This is a genomic window from Halorussus sp. AFM4 (genome assembly GCF_051194995.1).
Lineage (GTDB): Archaea > Halobacteriota > Halobacteria > Halobacteriales > Haladaptataceae > Halorussus.
Window position 1 is genome coordinate 96487 of sequence record NZ_JBNTJT010000005.1, and the last position, 24512, is coordinate 120998.

At 70.3% G+C, this 24512-nt stretch carries 22 protein-coding genes; 13 read left to right on the forward strand and 9 right to left on the reverse strand.

Translation table 11 applies throughout. The annotated features are described in order from the left end of the window. Positions 1–221: 221 nt before the first annotated feature. The 4 genes from ACQUQF_RS20670 to ACQUQF_RS20685 all read right to left on the reverse strand — a co-directional run bounded on the left by ACQUQF_RS20670 (position 222) and on the right by ACQUQF_RS20685 (position 3637). On the reverse strand, positions 222–1130 hold the full coding sequence (locus ACQUQF_RS20670; protein WP_435181060.1) for a carbohydrate ABC transporter permease: 909 nt from the start codon (positions 1128–1130) through the stop codon (positions 222–224). Between the two features lie 31 nt (positions 1131–1161). Next, on the reverse strand, positions 1162–2106 hold the full coding sequence (locus ACQUQF_RS20675) for a carbohydrate ABC transporter permease (RefSeq protein WP_435181062.1): 945 nt from the start codon (positions 2104–2106) through the stop codon (positions 1162–1164). Between the two features lie 3 nt (positions 2107–2109). Continuing rightward, positions 2110–3297: an ABC transporter ATP-binding protein gene (locus ACQUQF_RS20680; RefSeq protein ID WP_435181064.1), complete on the reverse strand. Its 1188-nt coding sequence runs from the start codon at positions 3295–3297 to the stop codon at positions 2110–2112. Positions 3298–3364: 67 nt separating this feature from the next. Then, positions 3365–3637 carry a hypothetical protein gene (locus tag ACQUQF_RS20685; protein ID WP_435181065.1) on the reverse strand — a complete coding sequence of 91 codons (273 nt, stop codon included), beginning with the start codon at positions 3635–3637 and terminating at the stop codon, positions 3365–3367. A gap of 117 nt (positions 3638–3754) precedes the next feature. Here ACQUQF_RS20685 and ACQUQF_RS20690 point away from each other — a divergent pair, with 117 nt between their 5' ends. The 4 genes from ACQUQF_RS20690 to ACQUQF_RS20705 are packed head-to-tail and all read left to right on the forward strand — an operon-like array spanning position 3755 to position 8465. Then, positions 3755–5026 (forward strand): CaiB/BaiF CoA transferase family protein, encoded by a 1272-nt coding sequence (locus ACQUQF_RS20690; protein WP_435181066.1) that lies wholly within the window; start codon positions 3755–3757, stop codon positions 5024–5026. Between the two features lie 13 nt (positions 5027–5039). Continuing rightward, on the forward strand, positions 5040–5573 hold the full coding sequence (locus ACQUQF_RS20695; protein WP_435181068.1) for a hypothetical protein: 534 nt from the start codon (positions 5040–5042) through the stop codon (positions 5571–5573). Positions 5574–5630: 57 nt separating this feature from the next. Then, positions 5631–7028 (forward strand): MmgE/PrpD family protein, encoded by a 1398-nt coding sequence (locus tag ACQUQF_RS20700; protein ID WP_435181070.1) that lies wholly within the window; start codon positions 5631–5633, stop codon positions 7026–7028. 6 nt (positions 7029–7034) lie between these two features. After that, positions 7035–8465, forward strand: coding sequence for an MFS transporter (locus tag ACQUQF_RS20705; RefSeq protein WP_435181072.1), 1431 nt, complete (start codon positions 7035–7037; stop codon positions 8463–8465). 3 nt (positions 8466–8468) lie between these two features. Here ACQUQF_RS20705 and ACQUQF_RS20710 read toward each other — a convergent pair whose 3' ends face one another. From ACQUQF_RS20710 to ACQUQF_RS20720, 3 genes are all read right to left on the reverse strand, one after another. Then, positions 8469–9569: an Ldh family oxidoreductase gene (locus ACQUQF_RS20710; protein WP_435181074.1), complete on the reverse strand. Its 1101-nt coding sequence runs from the start codon at positions 9567–9569 to the stop codon at positions 8469–8471. 3 nt (positions 9570–9572) lie between these two features. Further along, positions 9573–10634, reverse strand: a complete 1062-nt coding sequence (locus ACQUQF_RS20715) for an isocitrate/isopropylmalate dehydrogenase family protein (RefSeq protein ID WP_435181076.1) — start codon at positions 10632–10634, stop codon at positions 9573–9575. 126 nt (positions 10635–10760) lie between these two features. Continuing rightward, positions 10761–11900, reverse strand: coding sequence for a mandelate racemase/muconate lactonizing enzyme family protein (locus ACQUQF_RS20720; protein ID WP_435181078.1), 1140 nt, complete (start codon positions 11898–11900; stop codon positions 10761–10763). Positions 11901–12059: 159 nt separating this feature from the next. Here ACQUQF_RS20720 and ACQUQF_RS20725 point away from each other — a divergent pair, with 159 nt between their 5' ends. Beyond that, positions 12060–13307, forward strand: coding sequence for an MFS transporter (locus tag ACQUQF_RS20725; RefSeq protein WP_435181079.1), 1248 nt, complete (start codon positions 12060–12062; stop codon positions 13305–13307). Between the two features lie 24 nt (positions 13308–13331). On the opposite strand, the gene ACQUQF_RS20730 is transcribed toward ACQUQF_RS20725, so the two are convergent. Then, the gene (locus ACQUQF_RS20730; protein ID WP_435181080.1) at positions 13332–14540 is read right to left on the reverse strand and encodes a CaiB/BaiF CoA transferase family protein; all 1209 of its coding nucleotides are present in this window, start codon (positions 14538–14540) and stop codon (positions 13332–13334) included. Between the two features lie 5 nt (positions 14541–14545). Then, the gene (locus tag ACQUQF_RS20735) at positions 14546–15262 is read right to left on the reverse strand and encodes a haloacid dehalogenase type II (RefSeq protein WP_435181081.1); all 717 of its coding nucleotides are present in this window, start codon (positions 15260–15262) and stop codon (positions 14546–14548) included. Between the two features lie 158 nt (positions 15263–15420). Between ACQUQF_RS20735 and ACQUQF_RS20740 the strand changes: the two genes are divergently transcribed. The 8 genes from ACQUQF_RS20740 (at position 15421) to ACQUQF_RS20775 (ending at position 24423) form a co-directional block, all read left to right on the forward strand. Next, a complete protein-coding gene (locus ACQUQF_RS20740) occupies positions 15421–16203 on the forward strand; it encodes an enoyl-CoA hydratase/isomerase family protein (RefSeq protein WP_435181082.1) in 783 nt (260 codons plus the stop codon). A gap of 96 nt (positions 16204–16299) precedes the next feature. Continuing rightward, positions 16300–17556 carry a CaiB/BaiF CoA transferase family protein gene (locus ACQUQF_RS20745; protein ID WP_435181083.1) on the forward strand — a complete coding sequence of 419 codons (1257 nt, stop codon included), beginning with the start codon at positions 16300–16302 and terminating at the stop codon, positions 17554–17556. Beyond that, the gene (locus ACQUQF_RS20750; RefSeq protein WP_435181084.1) at positions 17549–19741 is read left to right on the forward strand and encodes an acetate--CoA ligase family protein; all 2193 of its coding nucleotides are present in this window, start codon (positions 17549–17551) and stop codon (positions 19739–19741) included. Before ACQUQF_RS20745 ends, ACQUQF_RS20750 begins: the two co-directional genes overlap by 8 nt. A 106-nt stretch (positions 19742–19847) precedes the next feature. Next, positions 19848–21050, forward strand: a complete 1203-nt coding sequence (locus ACQUQF_RS20755; protein WP_435181085.1) for an acyl-CoA dehydrogenase family protein — start codon at positions 19848–19850, stop codon at positions 21048–21050. A gap of 49 nt (positions 21051–21099) precedes the next feature. Beyond that, the gene (locus ACQUQF_RS20760) at positions 21100–21678 is read left to right on the forward strand and encodes a MaoC family dehydratase (RefSeq protein ID WP_435181086.1); all 579 of its coding nucleotides are present in this window, start codon (positions 21100–21102) and stop codon (positions 21676–21678) included. 355 nt (positions 21679–22033) lie between these two features. Continuing rightward, the gene (locus ACQUQF_RS20765; protein ID WP_435181088.1) at positions 22034–22804 is read left to right on the forward strand and encodes an IclR family transcriptional regulator; all 771 of its coding nucleotides are present in this window, start codon (positions 22034–22036) and stop codon (positions 22802–22804) included. A gap of 268 nt (positions 22805–23072) precedes the next feature. Then, complete coding sequence (locus ACQUQF_RS20770; protein ID WP_435181090.1) at positions 23073–23441, forward strand: hypothetical protein; 369 nt, start codon at positions 23073–23075, stop codon at positions 23439–23441. A 214-nt stretch (positions 23442–23655) separates the two neighbouring features. Next, the gene (locus ACQUQF_RS20775) at positions 23656–24423 is read left to right on the forward strand and encodes an IclR family transcriptional regulator (protein ID WP_435181091.1); all 768 of its coding nucleotides are present in this window, start codon (positions 23656–23658) and stop codon (positions 24421–24423) included. Positions 24424–24512 lie beyond the last annotated feature (89 nt).

Sequence of the window (24512 nt, forward strand, 5' to 3'; positions counted from 1 at the left end):
ATTGTCGTGACCGCAGTCGGGGGCACGTCGTGACTGCAGTCGAGGGCACGTCGTGTTTGCAGTCGGGGAGAACGTCGTGAATGTAGTCAGAGGGGTAGACAACACGCAGATCTGGTGCGGACTCTACAGCGGGAAGGAGCGCCACAGCAGCAACACGGCGCACTCAGCGCGGAAAAAACAGAAGCAACGCAGCGGAACGGGAATCGGCGCGAGGGGCGACGCTACCCCTTGACGCCGCCGCCCGACGAGAGCCCCTCGACCAGGTACTTCTGGAGGTACATGTACATCGTGATCGGGACGATCATCGAGAGGAACGTCCCGGCCATGATGTAGTGGAAGTTCCGGACGAAGAACGTCCCCTTGAGTTCGAGCAGCGCGGGCGCCAGCGTGGTGTGCAGCGGGTCGCTCCCGATGATGAACGCCATCAGGTAGTTGTGCCACGCCAGCAGGAACGCCAGCAGGAACACCGACGCCAGCGCCGGCCGCGACAGCGGCAGGATGACGCGGAAGAACGCGCCGATCTGGGTGCAGCCGTCCACCCGTGCCGACTCCTCCAGGTTGTCCGGGAGGTCCTCGAAGAACCCCCGCAACAGCCAGACGTTGTACGGCAACGTGAACGCCGTGAACGCCAGGATCATGCCGACGTAGGTGTTCAGCAGCCCCAGCTGCTGCATCAGGACGAAGATCGGGATCGCCAGCAGCACGATGGGGAACATGAACCCGGCGACGCTCAGCACGAACAGCGAGTTCTTGAACGGGTAGTCGAGCCGGGCGAACGAGTAGGCGGCGAACACCGCCGCGACGGTCGCGAGTCCCGCGGTGCCCACGCTGACGATGAACGTCGCCAGCGTGTACTCCACGAACGGGAACGCGTCCCACATCGTCCGCCAGGCGTTCCGACCGCTGAACGGCACCGGGTCGAACGTGACCCACGGGATGCCCAGCGGCTGGGTGAAGATCATCTCGGGGGTCTTCAGCGAGTTGGCGAAGGTGTAGTACACCGGCAGCAGCATCCACACCATGAACACCGCCAGCGCGATGTACTTCACCACGGGCTTGTAGTGGGTCTCCCAGCTCCAGCCCGACTGGTCGGTCTCGAACTCGAACCGCTCGTCTGATTTCGTGGCCATTACCGGACCTCCGTTTCGGTGTTCGCGTTCATCAGTAGTCCTCCGTTTCGGTGCGCACCCAGATCAGGATGAGCGGAATGATTCCGACCGCGAACAGCATGCCGAGCGCCGCGGCCAGCCCCATGCTCCAGTCGAGGAACGCTCGCTTGAAGATGGCGACCCCGAGGAACGTCGTGTAGTTGACCGGACCGCCCTTCGTGACCGCCCACGGGATGGCGACCTTCCCGATGGTGAACACCGTCCGGATCATCACGACCGTGACGATGACGGTCCGGAGGTGCGGCAGGGTGATGTACCGGAACCGCTGGACCGGCCCCGCGCCGTCGACCTTCGCGATCTCGTACAGCTCCTTGGGTATCGACTGGACGCCGGCGAGGAACACGACGTACATGAACCCGAAGTCGCGCCACACCTTCGCGATGACGACGCCCCAGAACGCCCAGGGCGTGTTCGACGTGATGCCCCCGGACGCCGGGATGTCGAAGACGATGTTGAGCGTGTTGTAGATGATGCCGTACTGGGCGGCCTGCTCCATGATGCCGAACGTCAGCCCGGCGGCGATGGCGGGGCTGGCGTACCCCGCGAGCATCAGGCCGCGCCAGAACGGGCGGGCCGGCAGGCTCTCGTTCATCACGAGCGCGGCCCCGAGCGCGACCACCAGGTCGAACGGGACCACGACCAGCTCGTACAGCAGGGTCATCTTGAGGCTGAACAGGAACAGCGACTGGCCCGCGCCGAACAGCCAGTACTGGTAGTTGTCGAGCCCGACCCACGGGTCGACCGCGTCGGGGTTGAGCGTGAACTGCTTGAAGCTCAACAGGAACCCGTTGACGATCATCGGGTAGAACACGATGGCCGACAGCAGCACCAGCGTCGGCAGCAGGAACAGGATGCCCTGGAGCCCGCCGTACTCCTCGAGCAGCCGGTCCCTGAACGACCGGTCGCGCTGCGCGATCTCCTCGGAGACCGTGGCCATGGCTCAGGTGCCCTCCTCGCCGACGGTCTCCGAGGAGCCGTCGGCGCGAACTTCGTCGTCGGTGTCCGTGCCGGGCATGCCCGGCACGGTGCCCTCGGTCGCGTGCATCCACTTAACGACCTTCGGCCCCTCGGGGCTGAAGAAGTGGACGTTGGGCCACTCGACCTCGAGGCCGACGGTGTCGCCCTCCTCGACCCGGGCGTTCGACGGGACGACCGCGTTGACCCGCTGGTCGCCCAAGTCGAAGTAGAGGATCTTGGTGTCGCCCATCGGCTCGATGACCTCGACCTCGATGTCGACCAGTCCCGTGCCGGCGTCGGTGATGTCGATGTTGCCCGGCCGGATGCCGACCACGACCGCGTCGCCCGGGAGTCCGTCGCGGAGCTCCTCGGCCACCGGCTCGGGCAGGTCGACGCTGAACTCGTCGCCGCTGACCGTCGACCCGTCGAAGTGCATCTCGAAGAAGTTGATCGACGGGCTCCCGATGAAGTCGGCCACGAACAGGCTGTTGGGGTCGTGGTAGATCTCCTCGGGCGGCGCGATCTGCTCGATGCGGCCGGCGTTCATCACCGCGATGCGGTCGCCCATGCTCATCGCCTCCTCCTGGTCGTGTGTGACGAACACCGAGGCCACGTCGAGCTCCTGCTGGAGCTCCTGGATCTCGGTCCGCATCACCGCCCGGAGCTTGGCGTCGAGGTTCGAGAGCGGTTCGTCGAGCAGGAACAGCGCCGGGTCCCGGACGATAGCCCGCCCGAGCGCGACCCGCTGCTGCTGGCCGCCCGACAGCTGGTTCGGGTACCGGTCGAGCAGGTCGCCGATCTCCATGATGTCGGCCGCCCACCGCACCTGCTCGTCGATGGTCTCCTTGTCGGCGCCCCGCATCTTCAGGCCGAACGCCATGTTCTCGTACACCGTCATCGACGGGTACAGCGCGTAGTTCTGGAACACCATCGAGATGGCGCGGTCCTTCGGCGGGAGCTCGGTCACCTCGTGGCCGCCGAAGGTGATGGTCCCGGAGTCGGGGACTTCGAGCCCGGCGATGCACCGCAGCGTCGTGGACTTGCCGCAGCCCGAGGGCCCGACCAGTACCAGCAGTTCGCCTTCCTCGATGTGGAGGTCGATGTCGTCGACCGCGACGACCTGTCCGTCGTTGAACGTCTTCCGAACGTCCTGGAGTTTTGCGTCAACCATGGTTGAAGGGTTCGTCTCTGTTTCTCGTCGTTTCGTGGTTCGCTGTGAGGTTCCCGTGCATCGTTACTCAGTCCGATTCGACGCCGGGGCGGACCCGGCTGGCGCCGACCCTGTTAGTCAGCACCGCTTTGATTATCGGCACGAACATGATTCCGCCGAGAGCGAGCCCCGCGACCGTGACCGACGCGTCCACCGTGCCGGCGATTCCGACCGGCCCTTCGAGCCAGATGTAGGCTGGGACGCAGAGAAGGGCGTACACGATGACAGCCGCCGCCAGGGAGTGGTCGGTGACCCACTGGAGGCCACCGTCCTGGTCGCGGGCCTGGTTGGTCTGCGCCATACAGGATAACACATACCACATAGTTATATAAACTCTTGCATGGTCAATCGTAGCATACCGTGATTACCGGTCGGAACGATGCAAAATCTTATCCGACCGGTCGGTCTTTCCACAGCCATGCCACAGCCAACCGATGACGCGGACGACGGCGGATCGGGTATCCTCGACGGCGTGCGGGTGCTCGACCTCTCGACGTTCGTCACCGGCGGATTCTGCTCGCTCATGCTCGCGAACCAGGGCGCGGAGGTCGTCAAGGTCGAGCGCCCGGAGGTCGGCGACGACAACCGCCACTCGGGGCCGCCGTTCGTCGACGTCGACGGCTACGACGGCCCGGGCAGGACCGCCAGCGACCGCGGCGAGTCGCCGTACTTCTGGACGGTCAACTACGACAAGCGGAGCGTCGAGCTCAACCTCAAGAGCGAGGAGGGCCTGGAACTGCTCTACGACCTGGTCGAGAAGGCAGACGTGTTCGTCGAGAACTACCGGCCGGGCACCGCCGAGCGGCTCGGCGTCGGCTACGACGACCTCCGGGAGATCAACGACGAGCTGGTGTACTGCTCCATCTCGGCGTTCGGCGACTCGGGGCCGTGGCGCGACCGGCCGGGCTACGACCTGCTGGTCCAGGGGACCAGCGGCATCATGAGCGTCACCGGCCCGGAGGACGGCGACCCGGTCAAGGTCGGGCTCCCCCAGACCGACCTCATCACCGCGATGTGGGCCGCGTTCGGCATCATGGGCGCGCTCTACCGGCGCGAGCGGACCGGCGAGGGCGAGCGCGTCGAGCTCGGGATGCTCGACGCCGCGCTCCCGTGGCTCACCAAGCAGGCCGGCAAGGCGTTCGTCGGCGAGGAGCCGACCCGGATGGGGACGAAGGACCCCGTGCTCGCGCCGTACCAGGTGTACCCCACCGCGGACGGCCACCTCAGCGTCGCGGCGGCCAACCAGAAGCTCTGGACCGAGCTCTGCGAGGCGATCGACCGGCCGGACCTGGCCGACGACCCGCGGTTCGAGACGAACGCCGACCGGGTCGAGAACATGGACGAACTCGAGGCGGAGCTCTCCGAGACATTCCGGCGGCGCGAGACCGACGAGTGGGTCGAACTGCTCGCCGAGGAGCGGGGGCTCCCGGTCGGGCCGGTGTACAACGTCGACCAGGCGCTCCACAACGAGCAGGTCGAGGCCCGGGGCGTGGTGTCGTCGACCGACCACCCCGCGGCGGGCGAGATTCCGGTAGTCGAGCACCCCCTCAACTTCGCGAACGCCGAGTCGGGGTTCGACGAGGCGCCCCCGCTGCTCGGCGAGGACACCGTCCCCGTCCTCCGGGAGCTGGGCTACGACGAGGACCAGATCGCGGCGCTCAGAGAGGCCGGGGCGATTCCGGACGAATGACGGGGACGCCGGTATGAACGACGAGGACGCCTCCGACCGCTACCGGACCGGGGCGGCCGACGCGGCGGCCGAGGAGGGCGCCGCGGCGGCCGAGAGGGCCGAGGACGCGCCCGAGACGGACCGGGAGGCCGTCGAGGACCGGTCGGACCAGCACGTCCCGGAGGAAGAAGAGAAGCTACTCGCGCGCGTGCCCGAGTGGGTCGTCGCGCTCGGCGCGGGGTCGCTGCTCGCCGCGACCGTCCTGACCGGCATCGGGTCGCTGTTCCTCTGGTACTCGGTCTCGCAGGGGCGGTTCTACGGCTTCGCGCCCTACCAGGTCGTCATGCTCGCGGTCCAGTTCACCGCCGTGACGGCGTTCCAGGCGCTCGCGGTCCGGTGGGCCCGGGCCCGCATCCGGTGGATGTGGGTCATGCTCGCGGCGATCGGCGGGTCGCTGACGTTCGTCGCGCTCCCGTTCACGTCCGTCGCGCTGCTGTGCGTCGGCCTCGGCAAGTACCACTTCACCTTCGACACGCCGATGAGCATCGTCCGCGGCGACGACGGCTAGCGCCCACCTCCGCCGCGGCCCCCTACGTTTATTCCTCCCGACCGCATCGCATTCGGTATGTCAACTATCGACGCGACCGCCCGACTGGCGGCACACTGCGCGGAGACGAGCTTCGCCGACCTCCCGGCGGACGTCCGGGAGAAGCTCAAGCGCCACGTCCTCGACTGGCTCGGCGTGACCCTCGCCGGGCGCGAGCACGCCGAGTCGACGCCCGCGATGCTGGCCGGCCTCGGCGGCGACGCCGGGAGCGGCCCGGCGACGTCGGTCGCCACGGGCGAGCAGTGGGCGCCCGACCGGGCCGCAGCGATCAACGGCGCGCTGGCCCACAGCCTCGACTTCGACGACACCCACCGCGAGTCGTCGCTCCACCCCGGTGCGCCGGTGATCCCGGCCGCGCTCGCGGTCGCCGAGCGCGAGGACGCCACCACCGAACGACTGCTGGCGGGCGTGTCGGCCGGCTTCGACGTGGCCTGCGTGCTCGGCCGGGCGGTCGACCCGGACGCCCACTACGACCGGGGGTTCCACGGCACGGCCACCTGCGGGACATTCGGCGCCATCGCGGCCGCGGGCGCGGTCCAGGGGCTCTCGGTGGCCGAGTTCGAGGACGCGTTCGGCGTCGGCGGGAGCCAGGCCGCCGGGTCGCTCCAGTTCCTCGAGAACGGCGCGTGGAACAAGCGCCTCCACCCCGGCCTCGCCGCGCGGCGCGGGGTCACCGCCGCGTCGCTCGCCGGGGCGGGGTTCCGGGGCGCGGCGGACGCCATCGAGGGCGAGTACGGCTTCCTCAACGGCTACACTGGCGACCCGAACCCCGCCGCGTTCGACGCCTTCGGCGACGAGCACGCCGTGATGGAGACCGCGCTCAAGCCCTACCCGTGCTGTCGGTACATGCACGCCGCCATCGACGCGCTGACCGATCTGAGCGAGGAGGTCGATACTGACTCGATAGAGTCGATCAGGGTCGACCTCCCGGAACCGGGCGTCCGGCTGACCGGCGACCCAATCGACCGCAAGCGCCGGCCCGAGAACTTCGTCGACTGCCAGTTCAGCATGCCCTTCACCGCGGCGCTCGCCCTGTCGACCGGCGAGGCGGGGCTACCGGCCTTCCTCGACGCCCAGTCTCGGCTCGACGACCGCGCCCTCCGCGGTCTGATGGACCGGGTCGACGTCGTATCGACTGACGCGGTCCAGTCGCTGTTCCCCGAGCAGTGGGCCGCGCGGGTCGTCGTCGAGGCGGGCGGTGAGACGTACGAGCGGTTCGTCGAGACCGCGCTGGGCGAGCCCGAGAAGCCGCTCGGGTGGGGCGGCGTGACCGAGAAGTTCGAGGCGCTCGCGCGGTCGTCGGGCGTCGACGACGACACCGCTCGGGAACTCCGCGACGTCGTGCGCGAGTTCGAGGACCGCCCCGTGTCGGACCTGACCGACGCCGTCCGCAGGGCGGTCGTCGCGACCCCGTAGCCCGCGATGAGCCGCGACCTCCTCGGTAGCGCCGCGGCGCGGGTCCGGAGCGGCGTCGACACGCTCCGGGGCGACGGCCGCGGGCGAATCCTGACGGTCGTGGCCGTCGGCTGGCTGCTGGTGCTGGGGACCCGCATCGTGCTCCCCGCGCTGCTCCCGCAGGTCAAGGCGGCGTTCGACATCGACAACGCGACCGCGGGGCTGCTGGTGTCGGTGCTGTGGGGCTCGTACGCGGTGACCCAGTTCCCGGCCGGCACGATGGCCGACCGAATCGGCGAGCGGGCCACGCTGACCGCGGCCGTGCTCGTCACCGCGGCCGGCGCCGCCGCGCTCACCCTCGCCCCGTCGTTTCCGGTGTTCGTGCTCGGCGGCGTGCTGTTCGGCCTCGGCTCGGGGCTGTACGCCCCGCCACGGGTGACGGTGCTCTCGCGCATCTACCCCGACCGCGACGGGACGGCGCTCGGCGTCACCTTCGCGGTCGGCAACCTCGGCGCGGCGGCGCTCCCGCTGGTCGCGGGCGCGCTGGCGGTCTGGGTCCACTGGCGCGCCGGTTTCGGCTTCGTGGTGGTTCCGCTCGCGCTCGTCGGGGTCGGGCTGTGGGCCTACGTCCCGCCCCGGCCCGCCGAGCAGGCCCGCGCGGCCGACCAGTTCACCAGGCAGACCGCGTCCCGGCTGGTCCGGGGCGTGACCGACCGCGACGTGCTGCTCGCGTGGCTCGCGATGACGACGATCCTGTTCACCTACCAGGGCATCACGGCGTTCCTGCCGACCTACCTCATCGAGGTGAAGAACCTGGGCCAGGGGACCGCCTCGGCGCTCTACGGCCTGTTCTACGCGAGCGGCGCGGCCTCCCAGTGGTTCGCGGGCAACGCCGCCGACCGGTACGGCGAGCGGACCGTGCTGTCGGCGCTCGCGGGGTTCGGCGTGCTCACGCTGGTCGCGCTCCCGTTCGTCGGCGGCACCGCCGCGCTGGCCGGCCTGCTCGCGCTGCTCGGCACCCGGCTCGGCATCGGGCCGGTCGGGAACGGCTACGTCGCGGCGCTGCTGCCCGACGAGATCCAGGGCGCGGGCTACGGCCTGTTCCGGACGTTCTACCTCGCGGTCGGCGCGGGCGGCTCGCTGTTCGTCGGCGTGCTGGCCGAGCGGGGCCTGTTCGACGAGGCGTTCCTGCTGCTCGCGGGCGTCACGGCGGTCGCGTCGGTGCTCTACCGGTTCCTCCCCGCCGACCCCAAAGGGCGGTCGCCCGGCTCGATCTCGGACGACCGGCCCGACGACGCGGCACCCGGCGAGCGGTCCCCCGACTCGACTCCGGACGCGGACGTCGACCGGGGCGAAACGCCGGAGAAGGACCCCGGAAGCAGCCCGAACGCCGGCCTGTCGAGCGCCGCGGAACCGGGCAGCGACACCGACGGCGAGAGCGACAGGACCACCGACTGAGCCCTACTCTCTCAACTCGTCGGGGACGCGGTCCCCGAGACCGCGGGCGACGGCGAGGTCGCGCAGCGACGCGGCGACCCCCTCGGAGACGGGAATCGCGCGCTCGCGCCGGTCTCGCGCGGTCCGGTGTTCGGCCTCGCCCGGCAGCAGCGCCCGGTCGGCCTTCGCCGCGTCGCCCGGGGAGATGTCCGACGAGTAGTCGGCGCTCCGGACGTGGTCGGCCAGCGCCGCGACTCGCTCGCGGACCCCCGCCTCGGTGGCGAACCGCTTCGGGTCGAACGCGAGGAACAGCGCGGCGTTGTCGGCCCACCCGTGCTCTCGCTGGCCGGCCACCGCCGCGTCGCCCGCGATGCCGGCGAACAGTTCGGTCACGACCGCGAGGCCGAACCCCTTGTACCCCGACGTCGCGCCGCCGAGCGGCAGCAGCGCGCCCGAGCCCTCCTCGAACGCCGCGGCGTCGGTCTCCGGGTCGCCCGAGGCCGTGACGGTCCAGTCGCCGGGCAGCGGTTCGCCGGCCGCCGCGCGCTCGCGTATCTTGCCGTGGGCGACCTGACTCGTCGCGATGTCGAGGACCAGCGGGAAGTCGAGCGCGCCGAACGTCGGCACGCCGAACGCGAGAGGGTTGGTCGCGAGTCGGCGGTCCGCGCTCCCCGGCGGCGCGACGGTCTGGGCACCGCCCTGGACGTTGACGAACGCGGCGAACGCGACCCCCTCCTCCGTCGCGCGCTCGGCCCACTCGCCGACGCGTCCCAGGTGGGTGGCGTCCCTGACGCCGACGGCGGCCACGCCGTGGTCGAGGGCCTTCGCGGCCGCGAGTGCGGCGGCCTCGACGCCGACGACCTGCCCGAATGCGTCCCGGCCGTCGACCGTCGCTGTCGCTCCGTCGTCGCGGACGACGAGGGGGGTCGCCGCCGGGTCGAGGCGGCCAGCCTCTATCATCTCCGCGTAGATGGGGAGCCTGAGCACGCCGTGTGAGCCGTGGCCACGGAGGTCGGCACCCACCAGCGACGCGGCGACCCGTTCGGCAGTCGCCTCGGGCGCGCCGAGGCCGACGACGAGGTCGCGCGCGAACCGTTCGAGGTCGTCGGGGTCGATTCGGACCATCGCTCAGCCCGACAGCCGGTCGCGGAGGTCGGCGACCACGTCCTCGGTCGCGGCGTCCCCGCCGAGGTCTGGCGTCCGCGGCGCGTCTGGGTCCGCGACCTGGTCGGTCACCGCGTCCCAGAGCGCGTCGGCCGCGTCCTGCTCGCCCAGGTGCTCGAACAGCATCGACCCCGAGAGGACGGTCGCGAGGGGGTTGGCGACGCCCTGCCCGACGATGTCGGGCGCGCTCCCGTGGACCGGTTCGAACATCGAGGGGTACTCGCCGTCGGGGTTGACGTTCGCGGAGGGGGCCAGCCCCATGCTGCCGGTGACGATGGCGCCGATGTCGGTCAGGATGTCGCCGAAGAGGTTGGAGGCCACGACCACGTCGAACTCCTCGGGCCGGCGGATGAAGTCCATGCTCGCGGCGTCGACAAGCAGGCGCTCGACCTCGACGCCGGGGTACTCCGCGGCGATCTCCTCGACGATATCGTCCCAGAACACCATGCTGTACGCCTGGGCGTTCGACTTGGTGATGCTGGTCAGCTTCCCCTCCCGGTCGGTCGCGGCCTCGAACGCGGCCCGGACGATGCGCTCGGTCGCCTCGCGGGTGAACACGCCGCTCTGGACCGCCACGTCGTTGCCGAACCCGCGGTGCTCGCGCCCGCCGACGTCGGCGTACTCGCCCTCGGTGTTCTCCCGGTAGACCACGAAGTCGATGTCGCCGCCCTCGTACCCCCGGAGCGGGCTCTCGATGCCCTCGAACAGCACGGAGGGCCGCTTGCAGACGCCCTGGTCGAACCCCTTCCGGATGGGCAAAAGGAGTCCGTGGAGGGTGACGTGGTCGGGGACCTCGGGGTGGCCGACCGCCCCGAGCAGGATGGAGTCGTGTCGCTCCAGTCGGTCGAGCCCGTCGTCGGGCATCATCGCGCCCTCGTCGAGGTAGCGCTCGGTGCCCCAGTCGTACCGCGTCGTCTCGAAGGAGAAGCCGGCACGGTCGGCCGCGTCCTCGAACAGCGGGAGCGCCGCGTCGACGACCTCCGGCCCGATACCGTCGCCGGGAATCGTGGCTATGTCGTACGCCATGAACTACCAATCGGAGAACGACAGTAAAAATCCTCGGTCGGTTTCGGGGGACGGCGACCGGCCGACGCGCCGCGGCCAGCGAGCGCGGTGCGCTGGCACGGCGTGCCCGAGCGCGCCGTCGCCTCGCTACCTGTCGGCCCGGAACTCCGCCAGCACGTCCAAGTCGATCTCGATGCCCAGGCCGGGCGCGTCGGGAATCGGCACCGCGTTGCCGTCGTTCGTGATGGGGTCGACCGCGAGGTCCTCCCGGATCGGGTTCGGCGTGCGGTCGAACTCCAGCATCGGATCGCCCGGAATCGTCGCCAGCACCTGGAGGCTGGCCGCGAGCGCGACCGCGCTGCCGAAGACGTGGGGCAGGCACTGGACGTTCGCGGCGTCGGCCATCGTCGCCACCCGGCGGGTCGAGGTGAGCCCGCCCGCGCTGGTCACGTCGGGCTGGACGTACCCCACCGCGTCGGCGTCGAGGACGCGGTCGAACTCGTGCTGGAACGCCCAGCACTCCCCGCCGGCGAGCGGGACCTCGACCTCGTCGTTGAGCGCGGCGTAGTTCTCGATGTTGCGCGGCGGCACCGGCTCCTCGAAGAAGTGGACGTCGAGGTCGGCCAGCCCCTCGGCGACCCGCCGGGCGTCGGCGACGTCGTAGGCGTGGTTGGCGTCGGTCATCAGGCGGACGTCGTCGCCGACCGCCTCCCGGATGGCCCGGACGAGTTCCACGTCCTTCTCGGGGCCCCAGCCGAGCAGGCGCGCGAGTCCGATCTTGTTCTTGAGCGCGTCGAACCCCGCCGCGACGTGGCCCTCCGCCTCCTCGACCACGTCGGCCCGGAGCTCCTCGAAGTCGTCGACGTCGCCCCAGAAGTGGCCCGTCGCGTAGGCCCGGACCCGGTCGCGCCGCCGGCCGCCGAGGAGGTTCGAGACGGGCTGGCCGAGCGCCTTGCCGTAGAGGTCCCACAGCGCGATGTCGACGCCGCTGACGACGCTGGCGGGGACGTAGGAGTGGTACGACGACCGGAGCTTGTAGATGAGGTCGTCGTGGATCTGCTCGACGTTCCGGGGGTCCCGGCCGGTGAGCCACGGTTCGACGTACTCCTCGACGATCTCGCGGTTGCCCGCGGTCGGGCCCCAGCACTCGCCCCAGCCGACCGTCCCGTCGTCCGCTTCCACGCGGACCAGGCAGTACTCGCGGCTGTCGATCCACTTCTGGGCGTTCGCGAACCGCTCGCCCAGATCTCTACGCAGCGGAATCGCCTCGACGCTTGCGACTTCCATACCCCCACGTCAGGTGCTACCGTACTGAATCTTTTCCCGGTGGCGCCGAATCGGCCCGGCTCACCTCCCGGACCGATCTCCGGGCGCGGGGTCCGGGCGACCAGTCTGAAGATAAACTATAAACCGGACATGGGCGATGGTTAGCGACACCGTCGAATCATGTCGTTCGCACGCACCGCCCGGTCGTTCGTGGACGTCGACAACCCGGGGCTCGTCTGGCTGGTGAGCACGACCCACGGGGCCAACGAGTTCTTCAGCATCGTCGTCCCGCCGCTGTTCCCGTTCCTGGTCCCGAGTCTGGGCATCGGGTACGCCGACGCGAGCCTGCTCGTGGTGACGTTCTTCGTCACGTACTCGGTCGTCCAGCTCCCGGTCGGCCGGCTGGCCGACGTCTGGAGCGAGCGACTGCTGCTCGCGCTCGGCATGGCGGTGCTCGCGGTCGGTATCGGGACCGTCTCGGTCGCGCCGACGTTCCCGCTGATGGTCGCCGGGATGGTGCTCGCGGGGATCGGCGGCAGCACCTACCACCCGACGGGGATGGCGGTCATCAGCGACGCCGAGACCGACGAGACCCACGGCCGGAGCATGGGCATCCACGGCGCGCTCGGGACGTTCGGGTCGATGCTCGCGCCGCTGCTGATGACCGCCATCGCGGCGACCGCTGGCTGGCGGACCGCGCTCCGGGCGGCGAGCCTGCTCGGGGTCGGCTTCGCCGCGGTGCTGTACCTGCTCTACCCCCGTGTCGACCCCCGCGACGCCCGCGACCGGTCGTTCCGGTCGGCCGCCGGGGAGGCGTTCGGCGAGGACCTCGACCTCGGCGTTCTCGCGGGGCGCATCCGGCGGTACGTGCTCTCGCCCTCGGTGCTGGCGCTCGCCGGGCTGTTCTTCGTCGTCGGCGCGGAGGTCCGGGCGGTCCAGACCTGGACGCCGGTGTTCGCCTCCTCGGCGGTCGGGGCCGACCCCGCCTACGGCAACTTCGTGCTCGCGCTCACGATGGTCGCGGCCGGCGTCACCTCGGCCGTGGCCGGCTACGGCGTCGACCGGGCAGACCGCCGGGTGTTCACGGTGACGACGTTCCTGCTGACCGCGCTCGTCGTCGCGGGGCTCACCCTCCTGCCAGTCGGTCGGCTGGTCCTGCCGGTCGGCTTCGTCGTCCTCGGCGTCGTGATGTACGCGGTCTACCCGGCGTCGAACGCGCTCGCGGCCGCGGCCACCACCGACGCCGACAGCGGGTCGCTGTTCGGGGTGACCAACACCGCGTCGGCGCTCGGCGGGGCGGCAGGTCCGTTCCTGCTCGGCGTCCTGGCCGACGCCACGGGCATCGGGACCGGGTTCCTCGCGACGACGGGCATCGCGCTCGCGGGCGTCGCCGTCGTCGCGGCGGGGTGGTCGGCGTTCGGGTCGTAGCGCGGGGCGGTAGCCCGGGCCGGGCTACGACTCGCCGTCCCTGACCGCCCGAAGTTCGGCCGCCGAGAGGACGTCGCCGAGCACGTCGTCGGTGTCCGCACCGAGCCGCGGGGGCGCCCGGTCGGCGCCGGTCTCGAACCCGGAGAACTGCGCGGGGAACTCGACCAGCGGGAGGTCGACGCCGCCGATCTCGAGGTCGCTGGTCACCGCGCTCTCCCGGAGCTGGGGGTCCTCGAACACCTCGACCGTGTCCCGGATGGGCGCGCCGGGAACGCCGTGTTCCCGGAACCGGTCGAACCACTCCTCGGCGGACCGTCCGGCGAACAGCGGTTCCAGTTCCGCGGTCAGCTCCTCGCGGTGCTCGACCCGGTCGGCGTTGGTCGCGAAGCGGGAGTCGTCGGCCAGGTCCGGCCGGTCGACGGCCTCGCAGAGCGACTGCCAGGTCCCCTCGCTCCCGACGGCCACCGCGAACCAGCCGTCGGCGGTCTCGAACGCCCGGTACGGCGCGAGCGACGGGTGGGCGGTGCCCATCCTCGGGTAGGGCTCGCCGGTGGCCAGCGTCCGGCCGGCGCGCTCGGTCAGCCACGACACCAGCCCCTCGAACATCGGGACCTCGATGCGCTGGCCGCCGTGGCGGTCGCGGCCGCCGAGCGCGGTCACGACGCAGAGCGCGGCGTACATCCCGGCGCAGACGTCGCCGACCGGGATGCCGGGTCGGGCCGGCGGGCCGTCTTCCGCGCCCGTGGTGCTCATGCTGCCGGCGAGCGCCTGGACGACCATGTCGAACGCGGCCAGGTCGCGGTAGGGGCCGTCCAGGAAGCCCGAAATCGAGCAGTATACCAGGTCCTCGTTGCCCTCGCGGAGGTCGTCGTAGCCCAGGCCCCACTCCGCCATCGTCCCGGGTCGGTAGTTCTCGACCAGCACGTCGGCGTCGGCGGCCAGGCGCTCGAACGCGGCGGCGCCCGCGGCGGTCGAGAGGTCGAGCTCGACGCTGCGCTTGCCCCGGTTGACCGAGGCGAAGTAGGCCGTGGTGTCCGAGTCGCCGACGGTCGGCCCGACCGCGCGGGTGATGTCGCCGATGTCGGGGCGTTCGACCTTGACGACGTCTGCGCCCAGATCAGCGAGCAGCTGGGTGGCGAACGGTCCCGAGAGCATCTGGGTGCAGTCGAGGACGCGCGCCCCGGCCAGGGGACGGGGGTCCGTATCGACGCCGGGAGAGTTGCGGTCGCTCACGACGGCTACGCCTCCAGCAGCACGTCCGCCAGTTCGACCGTGTCCTCGACGACCAGGTCCGGCCGCTGGGGCCAGCCCCCGAACGGGTTGTCGTGGCGGTTGAGGTAGGCGCCGCGCATCCCGACCGCCTTCGCGCCGACCAGGTCGAAGGTGTGGGCGGTCACGAACGTCACCTCGTGGGGCGCGACGTCGAACCGCTCGCAGACGAGGTCGTAGGAGGCGCGGTGGGGCTTGTACGCGCCCGCCTCGGCCACCGAGACGACGCCGTCGAGGTCGGTCTCGAAGTTCGGGCGGACCGCGGCGAGCATGTCCGGGTCGCCGTTCGAGAGCCCGACGAGGGTGTAGGCCTCGCCGAGGTCGCCGAGCGCGGCGTCCACGTCGGGATACGGTTCGAGCTCCTTCCACTGCCGGACGAGCTCGCGCACCGCCTCGTCGGGCACGTCGAGGCCGAGCTGTTCGAGCCGGTAGGTCAGCGCGCGCCGGCTGATCTCCTTGAACGGGGTGTGAGGTCCCGGAACCAGCGAGTCGATCATCGAGTCCCGGAAGTGCATCGCCAGGTAGCGCCGGAGCAGGACGTCGGGGTCGTAGTCGCTCCCGTGGGCGTCGAGCAGGTCGGCGAGCGCCGGGACGAGCGTCGATTCGCGGTCGAGCAGCGTGTCCCAGAGGTCGAACGCGAGGACCTCCGTCTCCTCGCGGAGCGTCTCCGCGGCGATGGGTGCCATACCCACTGTGGGTCCGGCGGCGTGATAAGTTCTGCCCGCGGAGACGCCCGGCAGACCGCCGAGCGGCGTCGTCGCCCGCCGCGGCGCCCGGGACGCCGCCGTCGGCTGTGAATCCCACCCAAAGTTCTTTCTCGACACGTTCTGTATCGGTTCGGTGTATGGGCTTCTACAGCGCCTACGAGAGCATCACGGTGGACGTGGACGAGGGCGTCGCCACCGTCGAGTTCCACCGACCCGAGAAGTACAACGCGCTGAACACCGAGGTGATGCTCGACCTCCAGCGGGCGTTCGCCGAGCTCCAGCTCGACCGGGACGTCGACGCCGTGGTCGTCACCGGCGAGGGCGAGGACGCGTTCTCCGCCGGGGCGGACATCGAGCAGTACGCCGGCACGGCCGAGGAGCACGACCCGCGTCAGAAGGACCGCCAGGACCTGTTCTACGACATCTACCGCGCGCCGCTCGACCTCCACGCGCCGGTCATCGCGAAGATCGACGGCTACTGCGCGGGCGGCGGGATGATCCTCGCGATGTACTGCGACATGCGGGTCGCGACCGAGGAGTCCCAGTTCGGGGTCCCGACCTGCAACATCGGCCAGATCCCGACCGGCGGGTCGAACTACCGGGCGGTCCAGCTCGTCGGCGAGGCCAAGGCCAAGGAACTCGTCCTGACGGCGGGCTTCATCGGCGCCGACGAGGCCGAGCAGATCGGCCTCATCAACCACGCGGTCGCCCCCGACGAGCTCGACCAGAAGGTAGACGGGATCGTCGACGCCATCCGGGACACCGGCCGGCTGGCGGTCAAGAACTCCAAGAAGGCCATCAACCAGGCCGCGAACGCCCCTGACATCGAGACCGCGCGGGAGTACGAGGCCGAGCTCTGGTGGGAGCAGTTCGCGACCGACGAGCGCCGGGAGCTGGTCGACGAGTTCAACGAGGAGTAGCCGGGGTCTGGGATCCGCCACCGGACGACCCGCAGGGGCGGATTCGTCGTCGCGCCGCTACCAAATTTTTTGACCCTGCCCCGGGACTGGTAGGGTATGTCGTCACAGGGACCGCTGTCGGACCTGACCGTCGTCGAGATGACCGCCCACCGCGCCGGCCCGTTCTGTGGCGCGCTGCTGGCCGATCTGGGCGCGGAGGTCGTCAAGATCGAGCGCCCGGGCGCCGGCGACCCGGCCCGCGACCAGGGCCCCGGGCCGGCGGGCAAGTCGGGCTACTTCATGGCGAACAACCGGAACAAGCGGTCGGTGACCGTCGACCTCAAGACCGACGCCGGCCGGGAGGCGACCCGCGACCTGCTGGCCGACGCGGACGTCTTTATCGAGAACTTCGGCTACGGCGTCACCGACAAGCTCGGCATCGGCTACGACGACGTCCGGGAGTTCAACGAGGGCATAATCTACGCCAGCATCAAGGGCTACGGCGAGACCGGTCCCCTGAAGGAGAAGAAGGGGCTCGACCTCATCCTCCAGGCCGAGGGCGGCATCATGAGCGTGACCGGCCCGGAGGGCGGCGAGCCGGTCAAGGTCGGCCAGGCCATCGGCGACCTGAGCGCGGGCATGTTCGCCGCCATCGCGATACTCGCGCGGCTCCACGAGCGCGACCGGCGGCTGGGCTCCTCTGCGGAGGGAGAGGACTCGTCGGGCGACGTCGACGGAAACGCCGACGGCGAGTTCGTCGGCAAGTTCGACGTCGGGCTGTTCGACGCCATCGTCAGCATCATGAACGAGTACTTCACCTTCAACGAGATGACCGGCGAGGTGCCCGGCCCGCAGGGGACGTCCCACCAGTCGCTGGTGCCGTACCAGCTGTTCGAGACGGCCGACGGCCACGTCGTCACGGGCGTGCCGAGCGACGACCGGTGGGACGACTTCGTCGACATGCTCGGCCGCGAGGAGCTCCGGCAGTACCAGACCAACGCCGAGCGCGTCGAGCACGAGGAGGAGGTCGTCGGCGTCATCCAGGAGGAGTTCGCGGAGGAGCCGACCGACTACTGGCTCGACGAGCTGACCGACGCCGGCTTCCCGAACGGGCCGCTCAACGACGTCGGCGACGTCGTCGACCACGACCAGGCCCGGGCGCGGGGACTCGTCCGGAGGCACGACGACCCCGACGCCGGCGAGGTGGTGCTGCCCGGCCACCCGGTCAACTTCCCCGACTTCGACACCGACATCCGGTCGCCCGCGCCGCGGCTCGGCGAGCACACCGAGGAGGTCTTCGCGGACGTCGCGGGCGAGCAGACGACGCTGGACGACTGGCGCGCCGAGGGCGCGTTCGGGGGTCGCGATGAGTGACGAGGCCGAGCGCGGGCGGAGCGACCCGGGAGCGAGCGACCGCGCGGACCTCGACCCCCTCTTCGCGCCCGACTCGGTCGCCGTGGTGGGCGCCAGCCCCGACTCGTGGTACTCCTCGCAGCTGATGGACAACCTGCTCGACTACGGCTTCGACGGGGAGGTGTACCCCGTCAACCCGAGCCGCGACGAGGCGTGGGGCCGGCCCTGCTACGACAGCATCGCGGACGTGCCCGAGGTCGTCGACCTCGCGGTCGTCAGCGTGCCCCGGGAGTACGTCGTCGGCGTCGTCGAGTCCGCGGGCGAGATGGGCGTCCCGGCCGCGCTGGTCATCACCGCCGGCTTCGCGGAGGCCGACGACGAGGGGAGGCGACGCCAGCGGGAGCTCGCCGACGCGGCAGCCGAACACGACGTCCGGGTGTGCGGCCCGAACTGCATCGGCCTGGCCAACGCCCGCGAGGAGACGGTGCTGACCAGCACCTGCTCGCGCAAGCCCGAACCCGGCAACGTCGGGCTCGTCAGCCACTCTGGCGCGCTGGCGTTCACCACCTTCTTCGAGCGCGCGGCCGACGAGGACCTGGCGTTCTCCCACATCGTCTCGACCGGCAACGAGGCCGACCAGACGCTGGCCGACTACGTCGAGTACATGGCGGCCGACCCCGCGGTCGAGGTCATCTGCACCTACGTCGAGGGGCTCGCCCAGCCCCGGCGGTTCATGGAGGTCGCCGACGCCGCGGTCCGGGGCGGCACGCCGGTGCTCGCGACCAAGATTGGCGGCTCGACCGCGGCCGAGGACGCGGCCATGTCCCACACCGGGTCGCTGGTCGGCAGCGACGACGCCTGGGACGCCGTCTGCGAGCAGGTCGGCGTCGAGCAGGTCCCCGACATCCCGGACCTGCTCGGCCGGGCGAGCGCCCACGCCGCGTTCGACCCGCCGGCTTCGAACCGGGTCTGCGTGGCCTCGACCAGCGGCGGGCTGGCGAGCCTGCTGGCGGACATGGCGAGCGAGCGCGGCCTGGCGGTGCCCGACCTGACGGGCGAGGCCGAACAGACGCTGCTCGACATGGAGGGGCTGCTGACGTTCGGCGAACTCCACAACCCCATCGACATCCGGGGCTACGGCGCCGACCACCTGCCGGAGATCGCGGAGGCGGTGTTCGCCGACGACAGTTACGACGCCTACGTGTTCGCCATCGGCCTGTCGGCGGTCGACGAGCGGGCCGACGACATCGCCGACGACCTGCTCGCCGTAGCGGAGGCGGCGACAGAGCCGGTGCTGTTCCTCTGGACCGGCCGGAAGGAGCCGGGCGACCTCGACGACCCGCAGCCCTACGAGCGCGTCCGCGAGGAGGTCCCGCTGTTCTACGACCCCGGTCGGTGCATGGACGCGCTGGCCTCGCTGGTCGGGGTCGGCGAGGCCCGCGACCGGCTCGCCGACCGGCCGGCGTGGCGGGACCGGAACGAGCGGACGGCAGGGACGGTGGCATCTGCGGGCGGCAATCGAGCCGTCCCCGAGCTTCCGACGGGACGCGTGCTGACCTGGGGCGAGGCGGCGGCGCTGCTCGGGGAGTACGGTATCGAGCCGGTGGAGACGCGGAGCGTCGAGAGCGCCGACGAGGCCGGGCGGGTCGCCGCCGAGCTCGGATTCCCGGCGGTGCTCAAGGTCGACTCGCCGGACGTGCCCCACCGGAACCGGGTCGGCGGAGTGGAAGTCGGCGTCAAGTCCCGGGCCGCGGCCCGCGACGCCTACGAGGAGATCGTCGCGAACGTCCGCGGGGCGGTCCCCGACGCCGACGTCGAGGGCGTGCTGGTCCAGCCGCAGGTCGCGGCGGGCGTCGAGGCGCTGGTCGGGGTCACCCGCGACCCGGAGTTCGGCCCGCTGGTGGCGGTCGGGCCGGGCGGCACGCTCGTCGAGGAGTACGACGAGCGCGCGCTGCGGGTCCCGCCGCTCACGGCCGAGGAGGCCCGGGAGGCGATCGCGGAGACCAGGCTCGACACGTTGCTCGCGAGCGAGGACGGGGAGGACGGAGGAGACGGGGACGACGGGGTCGACGCGCTCGCGGACCTCGCGGTCCGGGTCGGCGACCTCGCGGTGGAGGTCGAGTCGCTGGCCGAACTCGACCTCAACCCCGTGATGGTCGGCCCGGACGGCGTCTCGGTGGTCGACGCGCTGGTCCGGACCGAGTGAGCGGTCCGCGCGCCGACCGACGCGCTCCGGCCGCGTCGACCCCGCTCGGACCGCGTCGGCCGACCCACCGTCGGAACTAATAGCCCGCCCCGACATACGTCAGGTGATGGTTCATCGCTTCAGGGACTCCGTCCCGCTGACGGAGCAGCAGCGGCTGGTCCAGCGGAGCATCCGGGAACTCTGCGAGGACTACGACCGGGCGTACTGGCGCGAGCGGTCCCGGACCGGCGAGTACCCGACCGAGTTCGTCGACGAGCTGGCCGACCGGGGGTGGCTGGGCGCGCTCATCCCCGAGGAGTACGGCGGCGCGGGCATGGACACCGCCGAAGTAGTGGTAATGATGGAGGAGATCGCGGCCAACGGCGGCGGGTTCAGCGCCGCGCAGGCGGTCCACGGCGGCATCTACAACACCGTCCCGCTCGTGAAGTACGGGAGCGAGGAGCTCAAGTCCGAGCTGTTGCCCGACGTCGCGGCGGGCGAGACCGCGATCCAGGCGTTCGGGCTGACCGAGCCCAACGCCGGCTCGGACTCGACGTCCATCGAGACCCGCGCGGAGAGGGACGGCGACGAGTACGTCATCAACGGGCAGAAGATCTGGACCTCGCGGGTCGACCAGAGCGACTACCTCGTGCTCGTCGCCCGAACGACGCCGAAGTCGGAGGTCGAGAAGAAGACGCGGGGCATCTCGATGTTCCTCGTCGACCTCGAAGACGCGCACGCGCAGGACGCGCTCGACGTCGAGCAGATCGACAAGTCGGTCAGCGAGTTCGTCCACTCCTTCGAGCTCTGGTTCGAGGACCTCCGGGTGCCGGAAGACCACCTCGTCGGCGAGGAGGGTGAGGGGTTCTACCAGGTGCTCGACGGGCTGAACGAGGAGCGGCTGGTCGTGGCCGCCGAGTGCATCGGCCTGGGCGAACTGGCCGTCGAGCGCGCGGTCGAGTACGCCAACGAGCGCGAGGTGTTCGGCGGGCCCATCGGCGCCAACCAGTCGATACAGCACCCTATCGCGGAGGCCCACGCCCGCGTCCAGGCCGCCAAGCAGATGACGTACGCCGCCGCCGGCGAGACCGACGGGGAGAGCGCCGACGTCGGCGCCCGCGCCAACATGTCGAAGTACCTCGCCGCGGAGGCCTGCTACGAGGCCGCCGACGCCGCGGTCCAGACCCACGGCGGGTTCGGGGTCGCCCGGGAGTACGACGTCGAGCGGTACTTCCGCGAGGCGCGGCTGACCCGGCTTGTCCCGATCACACAGCAGCTCGCGCTCAACTACGTGAGCGAGAACGTGCTCGGGCTGCCCCGGTCGTACTGACCGCGCCGCGAACTTTTTTGGTCGCTTCCCCGGCAGTGGTGAACGCACGATGACCGAGAACGAGGACGCCGACAGTTCCGACGAGAAGTCCCGCCGGCTCGTCGCCGGCTGGGACGGGCGCTACTACGAGGACTTCGAGGTCGGGGACATCTACAAGCACCCGTACGGCCGGACCGTGACCGAGACCGACAACGTCTGGTTCACGAACGTGAGCATGAACCTCAACCCGATGCACTTCAACGAGGCGTACGCCGCCGAGACCGAGTTCGGCGAGCGCCTCGTCGACGGCACGTTCGTCATCGCGCTGGCGGTCGGGATGAGCGTCATCGACGTCTCCCAGAACGCGACCGCGAACCTGGGGTACGACGACATCCGCCACCACGCGCCGGTGTTCCACGGCGACACCATCTTCGCCGAGAGCGAGGTGCTGGACAAGCGCGAGAGCGACTCGCGCGACCACGTCGGCATCGTCACGACGGAGCTGCGCGCGTACAACCAGGACGACGACCTGGTGCTGTCGCTCGAACGGACCCCCATGGTGCTGAAACGGGAGTACGCCGAGCCGAGCGCGGCGAAACCGCCGGGCTGGGTCGAGGGCGTCGGGACGCAGCCCGGGGACCTCGACTGAGGACCGTTCGGCGACTGCGAATCGGGACACGGGGACAAATTATCGGAAACGAGCTTCCCGTTTACTCGCTTTCGACTCCCCCGTTCCACGCCTCCCGTCGTACGATTATGGCCGAGACGAGGGTGATCGACGGGTCGGACGAACGAACGGTCCACCGGAGCGATGATTCGCAGTCAGCGAACTCACAGAGCGCCGGAAGTGCCGGGATACACCGATTCGATCCGGTTTTGGGCCTCGTTCGGGCGATTACCGCGGTCTGGTGCCGAACGGCCGGACGGCTTCGGTCCGTGCTACCGAATGTCAGTTTTCGAGGGGCGAATTATAAGTACCACCCACCAGAATAGGATGATAAGTTATGGCAGACCACGACAAGACGGGTCGGACGGTCAAGACGACCGAGACGGCGTTCACGGTCATCGAAGGGCTCGAGGACCTCGACGGCGCGCGGGTGACCGAGCTCGCCGACCACCTGGGGCTGGCCGACAGCACGGTGCACAGCCACCTCGCGACGCTGTACGAGATGGGATACGTCGTGAAGGAGGGTGACCAGTACCTCATCGGCTCGCGCTTCCTGCAGCTGGGCGAGGCCGCACAGGAGCGCAAAGAGGCGTTCGAGCTCGTTAAGCCGAAGGTGAAGCACCTGGCCGAGGAGACCGAGGAGCGGTGCCAGTTCATCGTCGAGGAGCACGGCCGCGGCGTCTACCTCCACCGCGAGACGGGAGAGCGGGCCGTCTCGACGGATTCGGGCCTCGGGAAGCGGATCTACCTCCACTCGACCGCGGCGGGGAAGGCGGTGCTCGCCTCCCTCCCGGAAGAGCGGGTCGAGCGGATCCTCGACCGATGGGGGCTGCCCGCGCTCACGGACAACACGATCACGGACGCCGACGAACTGCTCGACGAACTCGACGCCACCCGCGAGCGGGGGTTCGCGGTGAACAAGGAGGAGAACACGGAGGGACTCCGCGCGGTCGGCGTCCCGCTCACGGACGGGACGGGCGAGCTCATCGGGTCGCTGAGCATCTCCGGGCCGAGCCACCGGATGAAGGGCGAGTGGTTCGAGGAGGAGATCCCGAACCTCCTGCTCGGGACGGTGAACGAGCTCGAACTGAACCTGAAGTACTCGTGACCCGTCGCGTGGACATGCGACCTTACGCGACGGTCGGCGAAGTTAGTGAGTTGTTAACTCGACGTAGTCCATTACACCTCTAGTTCCGTAATGGGAACGTAAAGTCACCGCGAACGAGAAGCCTCCGGCTCGGTCCTCTGCGGAGTCGGCGTCGCAGGCGAACAGACGGTGAGGCCGGACACCGAACCGGAGTTCGCGTCCGCCGGACGACCCTGTCGGAGTGACCGACACCGGAACGAATATCACGGTCGCTCCGCTATGTCTGAGTATGTCTTCCAAGGAGAGTTCGCGAGGCGAGGCGGCGACGGACGCCCGAGGCTGGGAGGACAGCCTCGCCTACGGCGAGGACTCGGAGGTATCCGTGCCGGCGTACGACGCCGAGTCCGACCACTGGGACCGGTGGCACTACGGACTCTACCTGGCCGCCGCCTTCCTCGTCGTCGGAGCGGTCAGGTCGTCGCTACCGTTCCTGTTCGCCGGGTTCCTGCTCGCGCCCGCCGCGATGTACCTGGACGCGCGCTACCTCGACTCCGTCACCCCCAACTGGCAGCCCGACACCGGCCTCCATCTCGTCGGGACGCTGCTCTTCCCGTTCCTGATGATCCCCGCGTACCTCTACCGCCGCCGGGAGCTGTGAGGCCCGGGCGGCCCGACCCCCGGTCGCGAGCCCGGCCCCGCCATCGTTCCACCCTGTCAAACGCGGAGGTAGTCGAGGATCTGCTGCCAGAGGGCCGCATTCAGCACGATACGGCCGGACAGGGCGATCGAGGTGGTCTCGCTCCCGCGACGTTCCGGGCGACTGCGTTTGACAGAGCAAAACGCTTTTACTGCACTGCGCGCCAACACGCCCCATGGAACGCGACGAACCCCCGCGGTCGATCCAGGCGGTCGAGCGCACCTGCGAGATCATCGGCGCCATCGAGCGCGAAGGGGCGATGGGCATCACAGAACTCGCCGAGGAGCTGGGGATAACGAAGGGGACGGTCCACACGCACCTGGCCACCCTGTCACGGGAGGGGCTGGTCAGCAAGTCCGAGGACGGGTACCGGCTCGGGCTCCGGCCGATCAGCCTGGCAGAGCGCGTCAAGGAGCGCATCGAGATCTACGACCTGGTCGCGAGCGAGCTCGGGAAGCTCGCGGAGATGACCGGCGAGCGCACGCAGTTCGCGCTCCTCGAGGGGACGAAGGCGGTGGTCGTCCACCGCGTCGAGGGCGAGAACGCGATCAAGACGACGTCACCCGTCGGCAGGTACGTCGATCCCCACTGCATCTCGGTCGGCCTGGCGATGATGGCCCACCTGCCCGAGCGCCGCGTCGCGGAGATCGTCGAGGAGTCGGGGCTCCCCCGCCGGACCGAGAACACCGTCACCGACCCCGAGGCGCTCCGGCGCCGGCTCGAGGAGGTCCGCGAACGGGGATACGCCGTCGACGACGAGGAGCGCGTCCGGGGCGTGCGCTGCATCGGCGCGCCGCTCCGCGACGACGAGGGCGGCGTCCTCGGCGGCATCAGCATCTCCGGGCCGGCGCGCCGCATCACCGACGACAAGATCGAGACCGAACTGAAGGACGAACTGCTGCGGACCGCCAACGTGATCGAGGTCAACGCGGAGCTCTCGTGAATGACCACCGGACGTTCGGCAACATCAAACGCTCGGTCGCGGTTCCCTCGTCCGTAACGATAGGTTAGCGAGCGCGAAATCGGAGTAAT

What these genes read in the sequence shown, in the direction of transcription:
- ACQUQF_RS20685 (WP_435181065.1), bottom strand. Translation starts at nt 3,637, where the DNA reads ATGGCGCAGACCAACCAGGCCCGCGACCAGGACGGTGGCCTCCAGTGG.
- ACQUQF_RS20675 (WP_435181062.1), bottom strand. Translation starts at nt 2,106, where the DNA reads ATGGCCACGGTCTCCGAGGAGATCGCGCAGCGCGACCGGTCGTTCAGG.
- ACQUQF_RS20735 (WP_435181081.1), bottom strand. Translation starts at nt 15,262, where the DNA reads ATGGCACCCATCGCCGCGGAGACGCTCCGCGAGGAGACGGAGGTCCTC.
- ACQUQF_RS20680 (WP_435181064.1), bottom strand. Translation starts at nt 3,297, where the DNA reads ATGGTTGACGCAAAACTCCAGGACGTTCGGAAGACGTTCAACGACGGA.
- ACQUQF_RS20740 (WP_435181082.1), top strand. Translation starts at nt 15,421, where the DNA reads ATGGGCTTCTACAGCGCCTACGAGAGCATCACGGTGGACGTGGACGAG.
- ACQUQF_RS20760 (WP_435181086.1), top strand. Translation starts at nt 21,100, where the DNA reads ATGACCGAGAACGAGGACGCCGACAGTTCCGACGAGAAGTCCCGCCGG.
- ACQUQF_RS20775 (WP_435181091.1), top strand. Translation starts at nt 23,656, where the DNA reads ATGGAACGCGACGAACCCCCGCGGTCGATCCAGGCGGTCGAGCGCACC.
- ACQUQF_RS20690 (WP_435181066.1), top strand. Translation starts at nt 3,755, where the DNA reads ATGCCACAGCCAACCGATGACGCGGACGACGGCGGATCGGGTATCCTC.
- ACQUQF_RS20700 (WP_435181070.1), top strand. Translation starts at nt 5,631, where the DNA reads ATGTCAACTATCGACGCGACCGCCCGACTGGCGGCACACTGCGCGGAG.
- ACQUQF_RS20705 (WP_435181072.1), top strand. Translation starts at nt 7,035, where the DNA reads ATGAGCCGCGACCTCCTCGGTAGCGCCGCGGCGCGGGTCCGGAGCGGC.
- ACQUQF_RS20670 (WP_435181060.1), bottom strand. Translation starts at nt 1,130, where the DNA reads ATGGCCACGAAATCAGACGAGCGGTTCGAGTTCGAGACCGACCAGTCG.
- ACQUQF_RS20725 (WP_435181079.1), top strand. Translation starts at nt 12,060, where the DNA reads ATGTCGTTCGCACGCACCGCCCGGTCGTTCGTGGACGTCGACAACCCG.
- ACQUQF_RS20695 (WP_435181068.1), top strand. Translation starts at nt 5,040, where the DNA reads ATGAACGACGAGGACGCCTCCGACCGCTACCGGACCGGGGCGGCCGAC.
- ACQUQF_RS20720 (WP_435181078.1), bottom strand. Translation starts at nt 11,900, where the DNA reads ATGGAAGTCGCAAGCGTCGAGGCGATTCCGCTGCGTAGAGATCTGGGC.
- ACQUQF_RS20765 (WP_435181088.1), top strand. Translation starts at nt 22,034, where the DNA reads ATGGCAGACCACGACAAGACGGGTCGGACGGTCAAGACGACCGAGACG.
- ACQUQF_RS20745 (WP_435181083.1), top strand. Translation starts at nt 16,300, where the DNA reads ATGTCGTCACAGGGACCGCTGTCGGACCTGACCGTCGTCGAGATGACC.
- ACQUQF_RS20755 (WP_435181085.1), top strand. Translation starts at nt 19,848, where the DNA reads ATGGTTCATCGCTTCAGGGACTCCGTCCCGCTGACGGAGCAGCAGCGG.
- ACQUQF_RS20710 (WP_435181074.1), bottom strand. Translation starts at nt 9,569, where the DNA reads ATGGTCCGAATCGACCCCGACGACCTCGAACGGTTCGCGCGCGACCTC.
- ACQUQF_RS20750 (WP_435181084.1), top strand. Translation starts at nt 17,549, where the DNA reads ATGAGTGACGAGGCCGAGCGCGGGCGGAGCGACCCGGGAGCGAGCGAC.
- ACQUQF_RS20770 (WP_435181090.1), top strand. Translation starts at nt 23,073, where the DNA reads ATGTCTTCCAAGGAGAGTTCGCGAGGCGAGGCGGCGACGGACGCCCGA.
- ACQUQF_RS20715 (WP_435181076.1), bottom strand. Translation starts at nt 10,634, where the DNA reads ATGGCGTACGACATAGCCACGATTCCCGGCGACGGTATCGGGCCGGAG.